This window comes from Streptomyces tendae, assembly GCF_008632955.1.
GTDB lineage: Bacteria > Actinomycetota > Actinomycetes > Streptomycetales > Streptomycetaceae > Streptomyces.
This window is the reverse complement of record NZ_CP043959.1, coordinates 1093087-1108415: the sequence shown is the minus strand read 5'-3', so window position 1 is coordinate 1108415 and position 15329 is coordinate 1093087. Positions and strand designations below refer to the sequence as shown.

At 73.0% G+C, this 15329-nt stretch carries 17 protein-coding genes; 6 read left to right on the top strand and 11 right to left on the bottom strand.

Going from position 1 to position 15329, the window contains the following annotated elements:
- The first annotated feature begins 68 nt into the window (after positions 1–68).
- The 3 genes from F3L20_RS05280 to F3L20_RS05270 are packed head-to-tail and all read left to right on the top strand — an operon-like array spanning position 69 to position 3126.
- A complete protein-coding gene (locus tag F3L20_RS05280) occupies positions 69–1352 on the top strand; it encodes a magnesium transporter MgtE N-terminal domain-containing protein (protein ID WP_150152630.1) in 1284 nt (427 codons plus the stop codon).
- Positions 1342–1950 carry a DUF1003 domain-containing protein gene (locus F3L20_RS05275; protein ID WP_145827220.1) on the top strand — a complete coding sequence of 203 codons (609 nt, stop codon included), beginning with the start codon at positions 1342–1344 and terminating at the stop codon, positions 1948–1950. The genes F3L20_RS05280 and F3L20_RS05275 overlap by 11 nt, the downstream gene beginning before the upstream one ends.
- 42 nt (positions 1951–1992) lie before the next feature.
- Positions 1993–3126: an Mrp/NBP35 family ATP-binding protein gene (locus tag F3L20_RS05270; RefSeq protein ID WP_145827219.1), complete on the top strand. Its 1134-nt coding sequence runs from the start codon at positions 1993–1995 to the stop codon at positions 3124–3126.
- 84 nt (positions 3127–3210) lie between these two features.
- Here F3L20_RS05270 and F3L20_RS05265 read toward each other — a convergent pair whose 3' ends face one another.
- From F3L20_RS05265 to sigE, 5 genes are all read right to left on the bottom strand, one after another.
- Complete coding sequence (locus F3L20_RS05265) at positions 3211–3885, bottom strand: hypothetical protein (protein ID WP_150152628.1); 675 nt, start codon at positions 3883–3885, stop codon at positions 3211–3213.
- 223 nt (positions 3886–4108) lie between these two features.
- Positions 4109–4549 (bottom strand): sec-independent translocase, encoded by a 441-nt coding sequence (locus tag F3L20_RS05260; RefSeq protein ID WP_150152626.1) that lies wholly within the window; start codon positions 4547–4549, stop codon positions 4109–4111.
- A 128-nt stretch (positions 4550–4677) separates the two neighbouring features.
- Entirely contained in the window at positions 4678–6390 is a 1713-nt protein-coding gene (locus tag F3L20_RS05255) for a trypsin-like peptidase domain-containing protein (protein WP_150152624.1), read from the bottom strand.
- Between the two features lie 723 nt (positions 6391–7113).
- The gene (locus tag F3L20_RS05250; RefSeq protein WP_150152622.1) at positions 7114–8049 is read right to left on the bottom strand and encodes an anti-sigma factor family protein; all 936 of its coding nucleotides are present in this window, start codon (positions 8047–8049) and stop codon (positions 7114–7116) included.
- Positions 8046–8705 carry an RNA polymerase sigma factor SigE gene (gene sigE / locus F3L20_RS05245; RefSeq protein ID WP_145827454.1) on the bottom strand — a complete coding sequence of 220 codons (660 nt, stop codon included), beginning with the start codon at positions 8703–8705 and terminating at the stop codon, positions 8046–8048. Before sigE ends, F3L20_RS05250 begins: the two co-directional genes overlap by 4 nt.
- Positions 8706–8981: 276 nt before the next feature.
- On the opposite strand from sigE, the gene F3L20_RS05240 reads away from it, so the two are divergent.
- Positions 8982–9680 carry an O-methyltransferase gene (locus tag F3L20_RS05240; protein WP_145827215.1) on the top strand — a complete coding sequence of 233 codons (699 nt, stop codon included), beginning with the start codon at positions 8982–8984 and terminating at the stop codon, positions 9678–9680.
- A gap of 138 nt (positions 9681–9818) precedes the next feature.
- Here the strand turns inward: F3L20_RS05240 and F3L20_RS05235 are convergent, their stop codons facing one another.
- Both F3L20_RS05235 and F3L20_RS33910 read right to left on the bottom strand, forming a co-directional pair.
- Positions 9819–9986, bottom strand: coding sequence for a DUF3117 domain-containing protein (locus F3L20_RS05235; protein ID WP_003966491.1), 168 nt, complete (start codon positions 9984–9986; stop codon positions 9819–9821).
- A 151-nt stretch (positions 9987–10137) separates the two neighbouring features.
- On the bottom strand, positions 10138–10302 hold the full coding sequence (locus F3L20_RS33910) for a hypothetical protein (protein WP_167534468.1): 165 nt from the start codon (positions 10300–10302) through the stop codon (positions 10138–10140).
- Positions 10303–10366: 64 nt separating this feature from the next.
- Here F3L20_RS33910 and F3L20_RS05230 point away from each other — a divergent pair, with 64 nt between their 5' ends.
- Positions 10367–11170, top strand: coding sequence for an enoyl-CoA hydratase/isomerase family protein (locus F3L20_RS05230; protein WP_150152620.1), 804 nt, complete (start codon positions 10367–10369; stop codon positions 11168–11170).
- Positions 11171–11317: 147 nt separating this feature from the next.
- Here the strand turns inward: F3L20_RS05230 and F3L20_RS05225 are convergent, their stop codons facing one another.
- Both F3L20_RS05225 and F3L20_RS05220 read right to left on the bottom strand, forming a co-directional pair.
- Positions 11318–11905 (bottom strand): DNA-3-methyladenine glycosylase I, encoded by a 588-nt coding sequence (locus tag F3L20_RS05225; RefSeq protein WP_024884332.1) that lies wholly within the window; start codon positions 11903–11905, stop codon positions 11318–11320.
- Complete coding sequence (locus F3L20_RS05220; RefSeq protein ID WP_145827213.1) at positions 11902–12264, bottom strand: DivIVA domain-containing protein; 363 nt, start codon at positions 12262–12264, stop codon at positions 11902–11904. Before F3L20_RS05220 ends, F3L20_RS05225 begins: the two co-directional genes overlap by 4 nt.
- A gap of 133 nt (positions 12265–12397) precedes the next feature.
- On the opposite strand from F3L20_RS05220, the gene folP reads away from it, so the two are divergent.
- Positions 12398–13258 carry a dihydropteroate synthase gene (gene folP / locus F3L20_RS05215; protein ID WP_024884330.1) on the top strand — a complete coding sequence of 287 codons (861 nt, stop codon included), beginning with the start codon at positions 12398–12400 and terminating at the stop codon, positions 13256–13258.
- 70 nt (positions 13259–13328) lie between these two features.
- Here the strand turns inward: folP and F3L20_RS05210 are convergent, their stop codons facing one another.
- Positions 13329–14087 (bottom strand): TIGR00730 family Rossman fold protein, encoded by a 759-nt coding sequence (locus tag F3L20_RS05210; RefSeq protein ID WP_145827211.1) that lies wholly within the window; start codon positions 14085–14087, stop codon positions 13329–13331.
- 120 nt (positions 14088–14207) lie between these two features.
- Positions 14208–15287 carry a succinyl-diaminopimelate desuccinylase gene (gene dapE / locus F3L20_RS05205; protein ID WP_150152618.1) on the bottom strand — a complete coding sequence of 360 codons (1080 nt, stop codon included), beginning with the start codon at positions 15285–15287 and terminating at the stop codon, positions 14208–14210.
- Positions 15288–15329 lie beyond the last annotated feature (42 nt).

Genomic DNA, 15329 nt, shown 5'->3' with positions numbered 1-15329 from the left:
GGATAACGGACGCACCAGGTAGTACACGGCAAGGAAGCACTCCGCACGCACGCAAAGGAGCCGCCGGCATGGCAGCGGGCGCACCCCGGTTCTTCGTCTCGCACGTCTCCGGTGTCGCCGTCTTCGACCCGGCGGGCGACCAGGTGGGGCGCGTGCGCGACCTCGTGGTCATCCTCCGTCCGGGCCGGCGCCCGCCCCGGCTGCTCGGCCTGGTGGTCGAACTCTCCACCCGGCGCCGCATCTTCCTGCCCATGACCCGGGTGACCGCCGTACAGTCCGGCCAGGTCATCACCACCGGGGTGCTCAACGTGCGGCGCTTCGAGCAGCGGCCCACCGAGCGGCTCGTCTTCGGTGAGCTGCTCGACAGGCGGGTCACGCTGGTGGACAGCGGCGAGGAGGTCACCGTCCTCGACCTGTCGGTGCATCAGCTCCAGGCGCGGCGGGAGTGGGAGATCGACCGGGTCTTCGTGCGCAAGGGCAGGAAGGGCGGCGCGTTCCGGCGTGGCAAGGGCGAGGCACTGACCGTGGAGTGGTCCGCCGTCACCGGTTTCTCGCTGGAGGAGCACGGGCAGGGCGCCGAGAACCTGCTCGCCACCTTCGAGCAGCTGCGCCCCGCCGACCTCGCCAACGTGCTGCACCACCTCTCCCCCAAGCGGCGCGCCGAGGTGGCCGCCGCCCTCGACGACGACCGGCTCGCGGACGTGCTGGAGGAGCTGCCCGAGGACGACCAGATCGAGATCCTCGGCAAGCTGAAGGAGGAGCGGGCCGCCGACGTGCTGGAGGCGATGGACCCGGACGACGCGGCCGACCTGCTGGGCGAACTGCCCGAGGCGGACAAGGAGCGGCTGCTGAGCCTGATGCAGCCCGCGGACGCGGCCGACATGCGACGCCTGATGTCGTACGAGGAGCACACGGCGGGCGGTCTGATGACCACGGAGCCGATCGTGCTGCGGCCGGACGCGACCGTCGCGGACGCCCTCGCCCGGATCCGCGAGCCGGACCTCTCGCCGGCGCACGCGGCGCAGGTCTACGTCTGCCGGCCGCCGGAGGAGACGCCCACGGGCAAGTATCTGGGCACGGTGCACTTCCAGCGGCTGCTGCGCGACCCCCCGTACACCCTGGTCGGCTCGATGCTGGACGACGACCTGCAGCCGCTGGAGCCGGAGGCGACGCTGCCCGTGGTCGCCGGGTTCTTCGCCACGTACGACATGGTGGCGGCGCCGGTGGTCGACGAGGCCGGCTCGCTGCTGGGCGCGGTGACGGTGGACGACGTGCTGGACCACATGCTCCCGGACGACTGGCGGGAGCACGAGTTCCACATGGACGAGGGGGTGGTGCCCGATGGCGGCTGAGCGCGAGGGTCTGCGCGAGCGGCAGCCGGTGGGGGCCACGGCGGCCGGGCGGCCGCGCGCGCCGCGGCTGGACCAGCCGCGCCCTCCCCGGCGCCGGATCCTGCCCGAGTGGGACCCGGAGGCCTTCGGGCGGCTGTCGGAGCGCATCGCGCGCTTCCTGGGCACCGGACGGTTCATCGTCTGGATGACGGTCGTCATCATCCTGTGGGTGCTGTGGAACGTCTCCGCGCCGAAAGACCTGCGCTTCGACGAGTACCCGTTCATCTTCCTGACCCTGATGCTGTCGCTGCAGGCCTCCTACGCCGCCCCGTTGATCCTGCTCGCGCAGAACCGGCAGGACGACCGCGACCGGGTCAACCTGGAGCAGGACCGCAAACAGAACGAGCGGTCGATCGCGGACACCGAGTACCTGACCCGTGAGATCGCCGCGCTGCGCATCGGCCTCGGCGAGGTCGCCACCCGGGACTGGATCCGCTCGGAGCTGCAGGACCTGGTCAAGGAGCTGGAGATCCACCAGAACGGCCACAAGGAGCAGCACGGGTCATACCCGGCGATGCGGGCGGAACGGCCGCCGGGACGTGACGCAGACGACCGTTGACGTCCTTACCGGCGGGTGTACCCGGCGCCGTACCATCTCACTATGGCTACGGAAGACGCGGTGCGCGAAGCACTGGCGACGGTGAACGACCCCGAGATCAACCGGCCCATCACCGAGCTCGGGATGGTCAAATCGGTGGAGATCGGTGCGGACGGTGCGGTCGCGGTCACCGTGTACCTGACGGTCTCCGGCTGCCCCATGCGGGACACCATCACGCAGCGCGTGACGGACGCGGTCTCCGCGGTCGAGGGGGTGACCCGGGTCGACGTGACGCTGGACGTCATGAGCGACGAGCAGCGCAAGGAGCTGGCGAGCGCCCTGCGCGGCGGCCAGACCGAGCGCGAGGTGCCCTTCGCCAAGCCGGGCAGCCTCACCCGGGTGTACGCGGTGGCGTCCGGCAAGGGCGGTGTCGGCAAGTCCTCGGTGACGGTGAACCTGGCGGCGGCGATGGCGGCCGACGGGCTGAAGGTCGGTGTCGTGGACGCCGACATCTACGGCCACTCGGTGCCGCGCATGCTGGGCGCCGACGGGCGTCCCACCCAGGTCGAGAACATGATCATGCCGCCGTCGGCGCACGGCGTGAAGGTCATCTCCATCGGCATGTTCACCCCGGGCAACGCGCCCGTGGTGTGGCGCGGACCGATGCTGCACCGCGCGCTCCAGCAGTTCCTGGCGGACGTGTACTGGGGCGACCTGGACGTGCTGCTGCTGGACCTGCCGCCCGGCACCGGTGACATCGCGATCTCCGTCGCGCAGCTGGTGCCGAACGCGGAGATCCTGGTCGTCACCACGCCCCAGCAGGCGGCGGCCGAGGTGGCCGAGCGGGCGGGCTCCATCGCCGTGCAGACGCACCAGAAGATCGTCGGCGTGGTGGAGAACATGTCGGGGCTGCCCTGCCCGCACTGCGGCGAGATGGTCGACGTGTTCGGCACCGGCGGCGGCCAGACCGTCGCCGAGGGCCTGACCCGCACCACCGGCGCCAGCGTCCCGGTGCTGGGCGCCATCCCGATCGACGTCCGGCTGCGTGAGGGCGGCGACGAGGGCAAGCCCGTGGTGCTGTCCGACCCGGACTCCCCGGCCGGCTCGGCACTCCGCTCGATCGCCGGCAAGCTGGGCGGCCGGCAGCGCGGCCTGTCGGGCATGTCCCTGGGGATCACCCCGCGCAACAAGTTCTGAGGGTCCGTACGCCGAGGCCCGTACGTACGCCGAAGGGCGCCGTCCGCGTGGACGGCGCCCTTCGGCGTGCTGCCGCGTGCCCGGTCAGCCCTCGTACGCGGCGATGTCCTTGACCACGGCGAAGCCGAGGCCGTACGCGCTCATGCCCCGGCCGTACGCGCCGACGTGGACGCCCGCCCGGGTGGAGCCGGCCAGCACCCAGCCGTACTCGGACTCCCGGTAGTGGAACGACGTCGGTACGCCGTCCACGGGCAGCGACAGCGTCGACCAGTCCTCGCCCTCCAGGTCGTCCGCGAGGACCCAGGCGGTCTCGGTCTGCTGCTCCAGCCAGTCGTCGCGCAGGGAGTGGTCCATCTGGCCCGGCCAGGTGAAGGACAGCAGCCCCACACCGGCGAGCCAGGCGGCCGAGGAGACCGAGGTGGCCTCCAGCAGGCCGGTGCCGTCGGCGCTGCGGCGGACGGGGTTGGCCGCCACGGTCACCACGACCGCGAACCTCTCCTTGGCGTCCTGGTCGCCTCCGGCCGCGAACTCGCTGCGGACGGACGGCTCGTCGCCGTGTCCGAGCGATCCGTGCTCCACGGCCCCGTCGGCCGACAGGCCGACCTGCATCAGCCAGCGTGGCCCCGTGAAGGCCTCGTCCAGGCCGTACCACGGGAAGGGCGCACGCAGGTAGCCGTCGACCGTACGCCGGGCGGAGTGGACCGGTTGTCCGTCCTCCGCGGCCGGCGCCTGCGCGACTGCCGAACTCGTCGTGTCCATGTGCCCGGACGCCTCCTCGCTCTCGTCGGACCGGTCGGCCCGCCCCCCTTCGGGCGTACTCGTCCGTTCCGCACAACAACTCGGCAGCATAACCACCCTGCCGCCGCAGGCAGGGAAACCGCCCGGCGCGTGGGGCGTCCGGACGCCCGGAACGGGCCGTGCGCAGCTCGGGTGGAGTATGAAACGCGTCACGTACGCGCGGGCGCGCGCCGTGGGGACCGGCTCAGGTGGCGTCCATGTCGAAGGGCGGACGGTCGTCGGCCGCCGGCTTCTCGGGCTTCTTCGTCATGTCCACCCGCCCGCCGGAGGGCGCCGGGGCGGCCGGCGTGGCGGGCTCGGGGTCGCGGCCGTGGACGGCGTCGGCGACCTCGGCCATGTCCTTCTTCAGGTCGAAGCCGTTGCGGATCTCCTTCAGCCCCAGGTCGTCGTTGTCCAGCTGCTTGCGGATGAACGTCTTGGGATTGAGGTCCTCGAACTCGAAGTCCTTGAACTCCGGGCCCAGTTCCTGCCTGATGTCCTGCTTGGCGCTCTCCGAGAAGTCCCGGATCTTCCGGATCGTGCGGGTGACGTCCTGGATGACCTTGGGGAGCTTGTCCGGACCGAAGACGAGCACGGCGAGGACGATGAGCGTCACCAGCTCGAGCGGTCCTATGTCATTGAACACCTGAAGCTCCTCGCGATGCCTTCGGTCCTCGGCCCTCGGTGCCGGCCTGTGGTCTTCCGTGGTCCGGGCCGGGTCCACGGTACCCGGACCTCCCGCACGACCGGTACCGTGCGGGGCCCCCGGTGGTGTCAGCCGCCGTCCGAGGAGCCGAGCACCAGCGACACCTTCCGTTCCTCGCCGCCGCGCTCCAGGGTCAGCTCCAGCCGGTCGCCGGGGCGGTGGGCGCGGGTCTTCACGATCAGTTCCTCGCCGGAGTGCACGGGCCGGCCGTCGACCTCGGTGATGACGTCGCCGGGCCGGATGCCCGCGTCGGCGCCGGGGCCGCCGGTGCTGACCGGGGGGCCGCCGTCGCTGCCCTCGGTGGCGACGCGGGCGCCGTCGCCGCTGTAGTCCATGTCGAGGGTGATGCCGATCACCGGGTGGGTGGCCTTCCCGGTGTTGATCAGCTCCTCGGCGACCCGCTTGCCCTGGTTGATCGGGATGGCGAAGCCGAGCCCTATGGAGCCGGACTGTCCGCCGTCCGGGACGAGACCGCTGTCGGCCGAGCGGATGGCCGAGTTGATGCCGATCACCCGTCCCTTGGTGTCGAGCAGCGGGCCGCCGGAGTTGCCGGGGTTGATCGGCGCGTCGGTCTGCAGCGCGTCGACGTACGACACGTCGCTGCCGTCGCCCTTCTCGCCGCCCGCGGTGATGGGCCGCTCCCGGGCGCTGATGATGCCGGAGGTGACGGTGCCGGCCAGGTCGAAGGGGGCGCCGATGGCGACGACGGGATCGCCGACCTGGACGTTGTCCGAGTTGCCGAGCGGCAGGGGGCTGAGTCCGCGGACGCCCTTCACCCGGACGACGGCGAGGTCGTAGCCGCTGTCCCGGCCGACCACGGTCGCCTCGGCGGTGTCGCCACTGTTGAACGTGACGGTGATGTCGCCGTTGTCCCCGGCGGGGCCGACGACGTGGTCGTTGGTGAGGATGTGGCCCCGCTGGTCCAGCACGAACCCGGTGCCGGTGCCCGCGCTCCCGCCGCCGCTGACGTGCAGGGTGACGACGCTGGGCAGGGCCTGCGCGGCGATCCCGGCGACGCTGTTCGGGTCCCGGTCGGGAGACTCCACGCCGGCCTGGGGCAGTTCCACGGTGCCCACACCGCCGTTGCGCTCCAGCTGTACGCCCACCACCCCGCCGGCGACGCCGGACACGAGCGCGATCAGCAGGGCGATGCCGAGCAGGGTCCGCCTGCGCCGCCGTCGTCGCCTGCCTGCCTGCCACTCGGCGGGATCGGCCTGCTGCAGCGGAACGGCGGTCTCGGCGACCGCCCACGGGTCGTAGCGGGCCCAGGGCCCGGACGCGGGGGCGTCGGGCGCGGGCGGCGCCGTCTCGAAGGTGACGGGGGCTGTCGCGGGCGCGTCGGCCTGGGCGGGGACCCGGTGCTGCCCCGCGGCGGGCCCGTGCGGGGGCCCCTCCGGGGCCGTGGGGGGCGCCACCACGGCCATCCCGTGCGCGGGGGTGGTCGCGGGGTGCTGCACCGGCGGAGCAGGCGCCCAGGGCCCCGGCTCGCCGTAGGGCGGGGTGCTGTAGGGATCGGGATCGTGCAACGGCTTCGGCGCCTCGGCGGAGACGGACGCCGTGGCCCCGCCACCGGGGGCGGGCACACCGGGGGCGGGGGCGGCGGGCGCGTGACCCACAATGGCGGATGCGGAGGGCTCTCCGCCCGGGGCGGGCACGCCGGGGACGTCGGACGCGGGTCCCGGGGCGGTGGGCTGCACGTCAGGGGCGGACGCTCCGCCGCCCGCGGTCGCACCGTGCGCCGGAAGGCCGGCCGCAGCAGGTGCGCCGTGCGAAGCGGGCATACCGGGGCCGGGGACGTCGGACGCGGGCTCCGGGGCGGCGGATGCAGCGGGCTGTGGGTCCGAGGCGGACGCTCCCGCGCCCGCTGCGGTCACACCGCGAGCCGGGACGTCGGACGCGGGCTCCGGGGCGGCGGATGCAGCGGGCTGTGGGTCCGAGGCGGACGCTCCCGCGCCCGCGGTCGCACCATGCGCCGGAAGGCCGGCCGCAGCAGGTGCGCCGTGCGCAGCGGGCGCAGCCGGGCCGGGGGCGTCGGACGCGTCCCCGGGGGCGGCCGGAGTGCCGGGGGTGGCGATGGCCGCGTCTGCGGCGGACGCCGGGACGGTCCCGTCCAATGGGCCGACCGAGGCGGCGGGTGCACCGTCCGACGCGGCGTGCTGCTTCGTACCGGCTGCCGGCGCCGTCCCGGCCGCGTCCTTAGGGGGACGGGGGCGGTCCAGTTCGTAGTCGCCTTCGGGAGCGGCGTGGGCGGACTGCTGTACGCGGTCCGGGCGGGCCAGTTCGAAGTCGCCGTCGGGTCCCTCGGACCGCGCGGTCGGCTCCTCCCCGGGTGTGCCCGGCTTCCCCTCGTTCATGCTCTCCCCACGGCTGGACCGGCACGGATCGTCGGCACCGTGCTCCGGTCCGCCCGTGCGGTGGAGCCCGGCTCGGCGCCCGTCCGCACAGGGCCCGGGCGCGCCACCCGGAATCTAATCAGGTTCGCGCGCCCCTGCGCAGGAGACGGGTCAGCGGACCGTCCCTGAGCTGTGCGTGGGCGCCGGGGCCGGTGAAGGAGCGGCGGTGACCAGGCCGGGGGCCTTGAGCCCGACGGCCGTGGCCCAGGCGCTCAGGCCGAGCGGCGGGGTCGCGTTCAGCGGCCGTATCAGCGGGGACATGGCCGTGGCGCCGCCCTGCGGGGGTGCGGGGATGCCGGGCAGCAGCGGCGCGGCGACGCCGGTGGGGACGACGTGACCCGCCCCCAGACCGCTCTGGCCGCCCGCCACCTGTCCGAGCAGCGGGCCGACGCCCCGGCGCCGGGACTCGGGCGTCGTCGCCGCGCCCGCACCCTGGGTGCGCATCGGGGTGACGTTACTGCCCTTGCCCTGGCCGCGCGCCTCCGCGTCGACCGGGGTGACGGTGGTGACGCCGCCGAGGGCGATCGCGGCCAGCGACACCGCGCCGGCGGCGACGAAGGCGAGCCGCAGCCCGCGCGAGGACGGCCGGTCGGCGGCGTGCCGGTCGGCGAGGTCGGGGTCACCGGCCGCCGCCGCGGCGGCCGGCGGCTGGTGCCCTCGCACCGGCGCGTAGGCGAACTCGAAGCGCTCGGCGCGCCGGGCGCCGAAGACACCGGAGGACGGGCCGAACCGCCCGGAGGAACCGCCCGGCAGCGCGGAGCCGCCCAGCGGAGAAGCGCCGTCGCCGAACCCGCCCCCGGCCGGCAGCCCTTGCAGGCGGGCCAGGAGGCTCTCGGAGGGCGGCGGCGGGGCGGCAGCCGCGAAGACGGTCTTCAGGCGGCGCTGCTCGTCCACCTCCGTCTTGCACTTGGCGCAGGTGGCGACATGCGCCAGCACGCGCTCACGCGCGTCATGACCGAGCTCTCCGTCCACCAGGGCGGAAAGCCGGTCTCCCAGGTGATGCTCGGCGAGGTGACCCTCGGAAGACTTCGGCAGTGAACTGCTCACGCGCTCGCGCCCCCTCCTCCCAGTGCGGGGACACGCGGCACGAAGGAAGGGCGCTCCGCGCGCGCCTTGGGCGAGCGGTGCGCCAGGGCCTTGCGCAGCTGGGAACGGCCGCGGTGGATACGGGACCGCACGGTGCCGAGCTTCACGCCCAGGGTGGCCGCGATCTCCTCGTACGAGAGCCCCTCGATGTCGCACAGCACGACGGCGGCGCGGAACTCGGGGGCCAGGGTGTCGAGGGCCTGCTGGACGTCGGCGTCGAAGTGCGCGTCGTTGAAGACCTGCTGGGGCGTGGGCTCCTTGCTGGCCAGCCGCTCGGCCGCGTCGTCGCCGAGCGCGTCGAAGCGGATGCGCTGCTTGCGGCGGACCATGTCCAGGAAGAGGTTGGTGGTGATGCGGTGCAGCCAGCCCTCGAAGGTGCCCGGCGTGTACGTCGACAGGGACCGGAAGACGCGGACGAACACCTCCTGGGTGAGGTCCTCCGCGTCGTGCTGGTTGCCGGTGAGGCGATACGCGAGCCGGTACACCCTGCCGCTGTGCATGCTGACGATCTCCTCCCAGGTGGGCGGAGTCCACGCCTGCCCGTCCGCGTCGCCGGAGAAGGTCGCGGTGTGGGCCGGGTCGCCGGCGCGGTCATGGTCAGCAGCGGTGTTGTTCACGGATTTCGGCCTGCCCGCCGATCCGAGGAAGCGCCGCAGCACTCCTGCGCGATCCACAGGCGCAGCCGCACCTCCCCTGTCGGCTCTGGTGGTGTCCAGTGGAGCCCCTACCATAGCCACCTCGCCCGTTAGCTCCGGATAAGCGGTTTTACGAGAATTTGATCTGGGCTGCCACGGCTCGTACGGCTGCGTCTGCACTTGCTCGGCGTCCGCGTCCATTCCCCCGCCCCCCTTCCCGGCACGCTCTCTTTCTTCTCCCTTTGAACGACTGGTCCCATCTGCGGGTTCCCGACGCCAACGGATACAGTCACGCCCAGGCAACCACGGGGACAGGAGAGGGTCATTACCGCCAACCGGCAGACGAGCTGGGCGTTCGCCGACGCCTATGTCGCCGAGGACGAGACGCTGCGCTGGGCCCGCGACCGGGCCAGCGAGGCAGGCCTGCGCTCGGTGTCGCCCGGCACGGGCGCGGCCCTCAGGTTGCTCGCCGCCAGCGTGGACGCCAAGGCGGTCGCCGAGATCGGCACCGGCTGCGGGGTCTCCGGGATCCATCTGCTGCACGGCATGCGCCCGGACGGGGTGCTCACCACGGTCGACCAGGAGCCGGAGCACCAGCAGTCGGCCCGCCAGGCGTTCCGTGAGGCCGGCTTCGCCGGGAACCGGGCCCGCTTCATCCCCGGCCCGGCGCTGGACGTCCTGCCCCGGCTCGCGGACTCCGGCTACGACCTGGTCTTCTGCGACGGCGACCGGCAGGAGTACCAGGACTATCTCGCTGAATCGTTGCGTCTGCTGCGCCCGGGAGGCCTGGTCGCCTTCGAAGGCGTCTTCGCGAACGGACGCACCGTCGACTCGGGCCCCCAGCCGTCGGAGGTGCTGCGGCTGCGGGAGCTGGTGCGGACCGTTCGCGAGAGCCAGGAGCTGGTGTCGTCGCTGTTGCCGGTGGGGGACGGTCTGCTGTGCGCCGTCAAGCGGTGAGCCGCCGCGGGACGGTGTTCCTCGCGCTCCCGGAGCGGTGACCGGCCGACGCCGGAATTCCCCCCACGCCCGCGCAAACAGCCGCCCCGGCACCGCGTGCGGCACCGGGGCGACTGAAAGGGTATGGTCGCTTGCGCGTCAGCCGACGACCTTCTTGAGGGCGTCGCCGAGCGCGTCGGCCTCGTCCGGGGTCAGCTCGACGACGAGCCGACCGCCGCCTTCGAGCGGAACGCGCATGACGATGCCCCGCCCCTCCTTGGTCACCTCGAGCGGGCCATCACCCGTCCGCGGCTTCATGGCCGCCATGCTCGTTCCCCTTCCTGAAACCCAGCTAAACCGTCTGAGCCGACGGCCCACTGAAGGGCACCTGCGGTCCTTGAAGCAGGACACACGCCACCGGCATCGAACACATTGCTTCCCAGCCATTATCCCGCATGGCAGGACCCGATGACCAACATCAGTAGGCATCGCTTGGGCAACGCACGCGAGCAAAACCACTCAATTCGGCGATGTGGCTGCGATACTTCGCCGCCGCCCGGAGTTTCAGCGCTCTAAAACGGGCGGCATTTCTTTGACGCAGGTCACACACGGGCCGTCCGTCCCGACCGGTGATCTGGGTCATGCTGTCCTCCAGACGGGGAGGTACTCACCAGTACGTCCCGAGCCGCACACGGAGGGATACGACCATGGCCGACACCGTGCTCTACGAGGTCAGCGACGGACTCGCGACGATCACGCTGAACCGCCCCGAGGCGATGAACGCGTTGAACGTCGCGGCGAAGGTCGCCCTCCGGGACGCGGTCCGGTCCGCCGCGGACGACGACGCCGTACGGGCCGTGCTGCTGACCGCGGCCGGGGACCGGGCGTTCTGCGTCGGGCAGGACCTCAAGGAGCACATCGGGCTGCTGGCCGCCGACCGGGAGGACGGTTCGGGGCAGACCATGTCCACGGTGCGCGAGCACTACAACCCGATCGTCAAGGCGATCGCCGGGGCGCCGAAGCCGGTGGTGGCGGCGGTGAACGGGGTCGCGGCGGGGGCCGGTTTCGGGTTCGCGCTGGCCGCGGACCACCGGATCGTCGCGGACACGGCGGCGTTCAACACCTCCTTCGCCGGGGTCGCGCTCACCGCCGACTCCGGCATCTCCTGGACGCTGCCGCGGGTGGTCGGTCCGAGCCGCGCCACCGACCTGCTGCTCTTCCCGCGCAGTGTCTCCGCACAGGAGGCGTACGAGCTGGGGATCGCCAACCGGCTGGTGCCGGCGGCGGAGCTGCGCGCGGAGGCCGAGAAGACGGCCCGCGCGCTGGCCGAGGGGCCGACGGTGGCCTACGCGGCGCTGAAGGAGTCGGTGGCGTACGGGCTGAGCCACTCGCTGGAGGAGCTGCTGGAGAAGGAGGACGAGTTGCAGACTCGGGCGGGGTCCTCCGAGGATCACGCGATCGCTGTGCGGGCGTTCGTGAACAAGGAGAAGCCGAAGTATTTGGGTCGTTGAGGGGGACTGCGGCGCGGTGGCGCGGTTTCGCGCAGTTCCCCGCGCCCCTGACAAGGGCGTGGGGGCCGCGGCGCGGTTTTTGGGTGCGGGTTCGCCTTGGCTGAGTGCGCAGTTCCCCGCGCCCCTAGGGGGTGCTTCTCGCGTCGGTCAGGTTCTTGCTGTGCAGGTTTTCAGGTGGTCGTTGACGAGGCCGCAGGCCTGCATCAGGGCGTATGCCGTGGTGGGGCCCACGAAGCGCAGGCCGTGTTTCTTGAGGGCCTTGGACAGGGCCGTGGACTCCGGGGTCACCGCGGGGACGTCGGCGAGGGTGTCCGGCACCGGGCGGCCGGCCGGGTCGGGGGCGTGGGACCAGATCAGGGCGTCCAGCTCGCCGGGCGCCCAGCCGGCCAGCTCGCGCGCGTTGGCCAGCGTGGCGTCGATCTTCGCGCGGTTGCGGATGATGCCGGTGTCGGCCAGCAGCCGCTCGCGGTCCGCGTCGGTGAACTCGGCGACCTCGGCGATCCGGAACCCGGCGAAGGCGGCACGGAAGCCGGGGCGGCGGCGCAGGATGGTGATCCACGACAGCCCCGACTGGAAGGCCTCCAGGCTGAGGCGCTCGAAGAGGGCGTCGTCGCCGTGGACCGGGCGGCCCCACTCCTCGTCGTGGTACGCCAGGTAGTCCGGGGCGGACAGCGCCCAGGGGCAGCGCGGAAGGCCGTCCGGGCCGACCGGCACCTCGCTCGCGGCATCGCTCACCGCTGATCGTCCTCCGGGTGCGGGGCGGCCTTGTCCATCGCGACGTGCGCCGCGGCGGCACGGGCGCCCGCCAGCGCGGACTCCAGGTCGGCGATCCGGGCGTCCCGCTCGGCGAGCTCCGCGCCGAGGCGGCCGAGGGCGTCGTCCACGTCCGCCATGCGGTAGCCGCGGGCGGCGAGCGGGAAGCGCAGGCTGTCGATGTCCGCGCGGTTGACCGGGCGGTCCGGCGGCAGGGAGTCCTGGAGGCGCTCCGGTGCCGCCTCGGGCAGCGGGGCGCTGTCGCCGCCGCCCACCACGGCCAGGGTCACCGCGGCCACCACGACGGCCAGCGCGACGACCAGGAACAGGAACATAACCATCGCCGGGGCCCCCACGGTCGGATGAGTCGGAGTCGGATGTGTGGCTCCGATCGTGCCATGCGAGTCTGACAGTCGGGACCGCCGGGCGGACGGAGGCGGCCCGCACGGCAGGACGAGGAGAGGTCTCAAGGGGATGCTCAGGCTGGGCAGGCGGGAATTCGCACCGCACGAGCGGGTGATCATGGCGATCGTGAACCGGACCCCGGACTCCTTCTACGACCAGGGCGCCACCTTCCGCGACGAGCCGGCGCTCGCGCGCGTGGAGCAGGCGGTGGCCGAGGGCGCCGCGATCATCGACATCGGCGGGGTGAAGGCCGGGCCGGGCGAGGAGGTCACGGCCGAGGAGGAGGTGCGGCGGACCGTCGGTTTCGTCGCCGAGGTGCGCCGTCGCTTCCCGGACGTGGTGATCAGCGTGGACACCTGGCGGCACGAGGTCGGCGAGGCGGTCTGCGAGGCCGGCGCGGACGTGCTGAACGACGCGTGGGGCGGGGTCGATCCGCGTCTGGCGGAGGTCGCCGCGCGGTACGGCGCGGGGCTGGTGTGCACCCACGCGGGCGGCGCGGAGCCGCGGACCCGGCCGCACCGGGTGACGTACGACGACATCATGGCGGACATCCTCGACGTGACCGTGGGGCTGGCCGAGCGGGCGGTGTCCCTGGGGGTGCCGCGGGAGTCGGTGATGATCGATCCGGGGCACGACTTCGGGAAGAACACCCGGCACAGCCTGGAGGCGACCCGGCGGCTGGGCGAGATGGTGGCCACCGGGTGGCCGGTGCTGGTGTCGCTGTCCAACAAGGACTTCGTCGGCGAGACGCTGGACCGCCCGGTGAAGGAGCGGGTGGTGGGGACGCTCGCGACGACGGCGGTGTCGGCGTGGCTCGGCGCCCAGGTGTACCGGGTGCACGAGGTCGCCGAGACGCGGCAGGTGCTGGACATGGTGTCGTCCATCGCCGGGGACCGGGAGCCGGCGGTGGCGCGGCGGGGTCTGGCGTAGGCGGCCCGGGGGGCCGCTGCGGGGGCGGCGGGGTCGTTGCCCCGGCCGCCCCGTAGGGGTCCCGGGGCCGCTAGCGGCCCGCTTCCTTCGAGACCAGGGCGACCGCCTCGTCCACGTCGTCCGTGACGTGGAACAGGAGCAGGTCCTTCTCGGCCGCCTTGCCCTGGGCGATCACCGTCTTGCGGAGCCAGTCGACGAGGCCGCCCCAGTACTCCGTGCCGAACAGCACGATGGGGAACTGCGTGACCTTCTGGGTCTGCACCAGGGTCAGGGCCTCGAAGAGCTCGTCGAGCGTGCCGAGGCCGCCGGGCAGGACCACGAAGCCCTGCGCGTACTTGACGAACATCATCTTCCGGACGAAGAAGTACCGGAAGTTCAGGCCGATGTCGACGTAGCGGTTCAGGCCCTGCTCGAAGGGCAGCTCGATGCCCAGGCCGACCGAGAGGCCGTCGGCCTCCAGGGCGCCCTTGTTGGCCGCCTCCATGGCGCCCGGGCCGCCGCCGGTGATCACCGCGAACCCCGCTTCGACCAGGCCCCGGCCGAGCCGGACCCCGGCCTCGTACTCGGGCGAGTCGGCGGGGGTGCGGGCCGAGCCGAAGACGCTGATCGCGGGCGGAAGCTCGGCCAGGGTGCCGAAGCCCTCGATGAACTCCGACTGGATGCGCAGCACCCGCCAGGGGTCGGTGTGCACCCAGTCGGTGGGCGCGCGCTCGTCGAGCAGGCGTTGGTCGGTGGTGCTGGACTGCACCTGACCGCGCCGGCGGAGGACCGGCCCCAGTCGCTTCTCCTCCGGCGGCTGCCGCTTCCCCTCGGGGTTGCCCGTAGCCATGTGCGCTCCCTCCGATTGCCAGGTCGTACCGCCTCAGCGTAGATCTACGCGGGTTACGTGCGGGGGACGTCAGCATGTCCACGGGAGAGCGTTCCAAACGCGACGCCGTCCGTGCGGGTGTCAGGCGGTCAGCCAGGCCCGCAGCCGCTCCTCGCCCGCGAGGATCTTGGCGGTGTCGACGCGCTCGTCCCGCTTGTGGGCCAGGTGGGGGTTGCCGGGGCCGTAGTTCACGGCGGGTACGCCCAGCGCGGAGAAGCGGGAGACGTCGGTCCAGCCGTACTTGGGCTGCGGGGTGCCGCCCACCGCCTTGATGAAGGCAGCGGCGGCCGGGTGGGACAGGCCGGGCAGGGCCGCGCCGCTGTGGTCGTCGACGACGAACTCGGTGACGCCGCAGTCCGCGAAGACCTCCCGGACGTGCGCCACGGCCTCCTCCTCGGTGCGGTCGGGGGCGTAGCGGAAGTTCACCGTGACGACGCACTCGTCGGGGATGACGTTGCCGGCGACGCCTCCGGAGATGCCGACCGCGTTGAGGCCCTCGCGGTACTCCAGGCCGTCGATGACCGGCCACCGGGGCTCGTAGGAGGCCAGGCGGGCGAGGATCGGGGCGGCGGCGTGGACGGCGTTGGAGCCCATCCAGCCGCGCGCGGAGTGGGCGCGCTCGCCGGAGGTCTTCAGCAGCACCCGCAGGGTCCCCTGGCAGCCGCCCTCGACCTGGCCGTCGGAGGGCTCCAGCAGCACCGCGAAGTCCCCCTCCAGCCAGTCGGGGTGCGCCTCGGCGACGTGCTTCAGGCCGTTGAGGTCGGCGGCGACCTCCTCGTTGTCGTAGAAGACGAAGGTGAGGTCGCGGTTGGGCTCGGGGACGGTGGCCGCGATGCGCAGCTGGACGGCCACGCCCGCCTTCATGTCGCAGGTGCCGCACCCCCACAGGACGCCGTCCTCGTCGAGACGCGAGGGGACGTTGTCCGCGATCGGGACCGTGTCGATGTGGCCGGCGAGGATCACCCGCTCCGCGCGGCCCAGCCGGGTGCGGGCCACCACGTTGTTGCCGTGCCGGTCGACCGAGAGGTGCGGCAGGGTGCGCAGGGCCGCCTCGACGGCGTCCGCGAGCGGCTTCTCCGTGCCGCTCTCGGAGGGGAAGTCGACGAGCTGCGCGGTCAGGCGTGCGGCGTCCAGCGTGAGGTCAAGCGGGGTGTCGGCCATGCCGTCGACCCTAGCGCGGACGGGCTTCGGCCCACTGTCCGC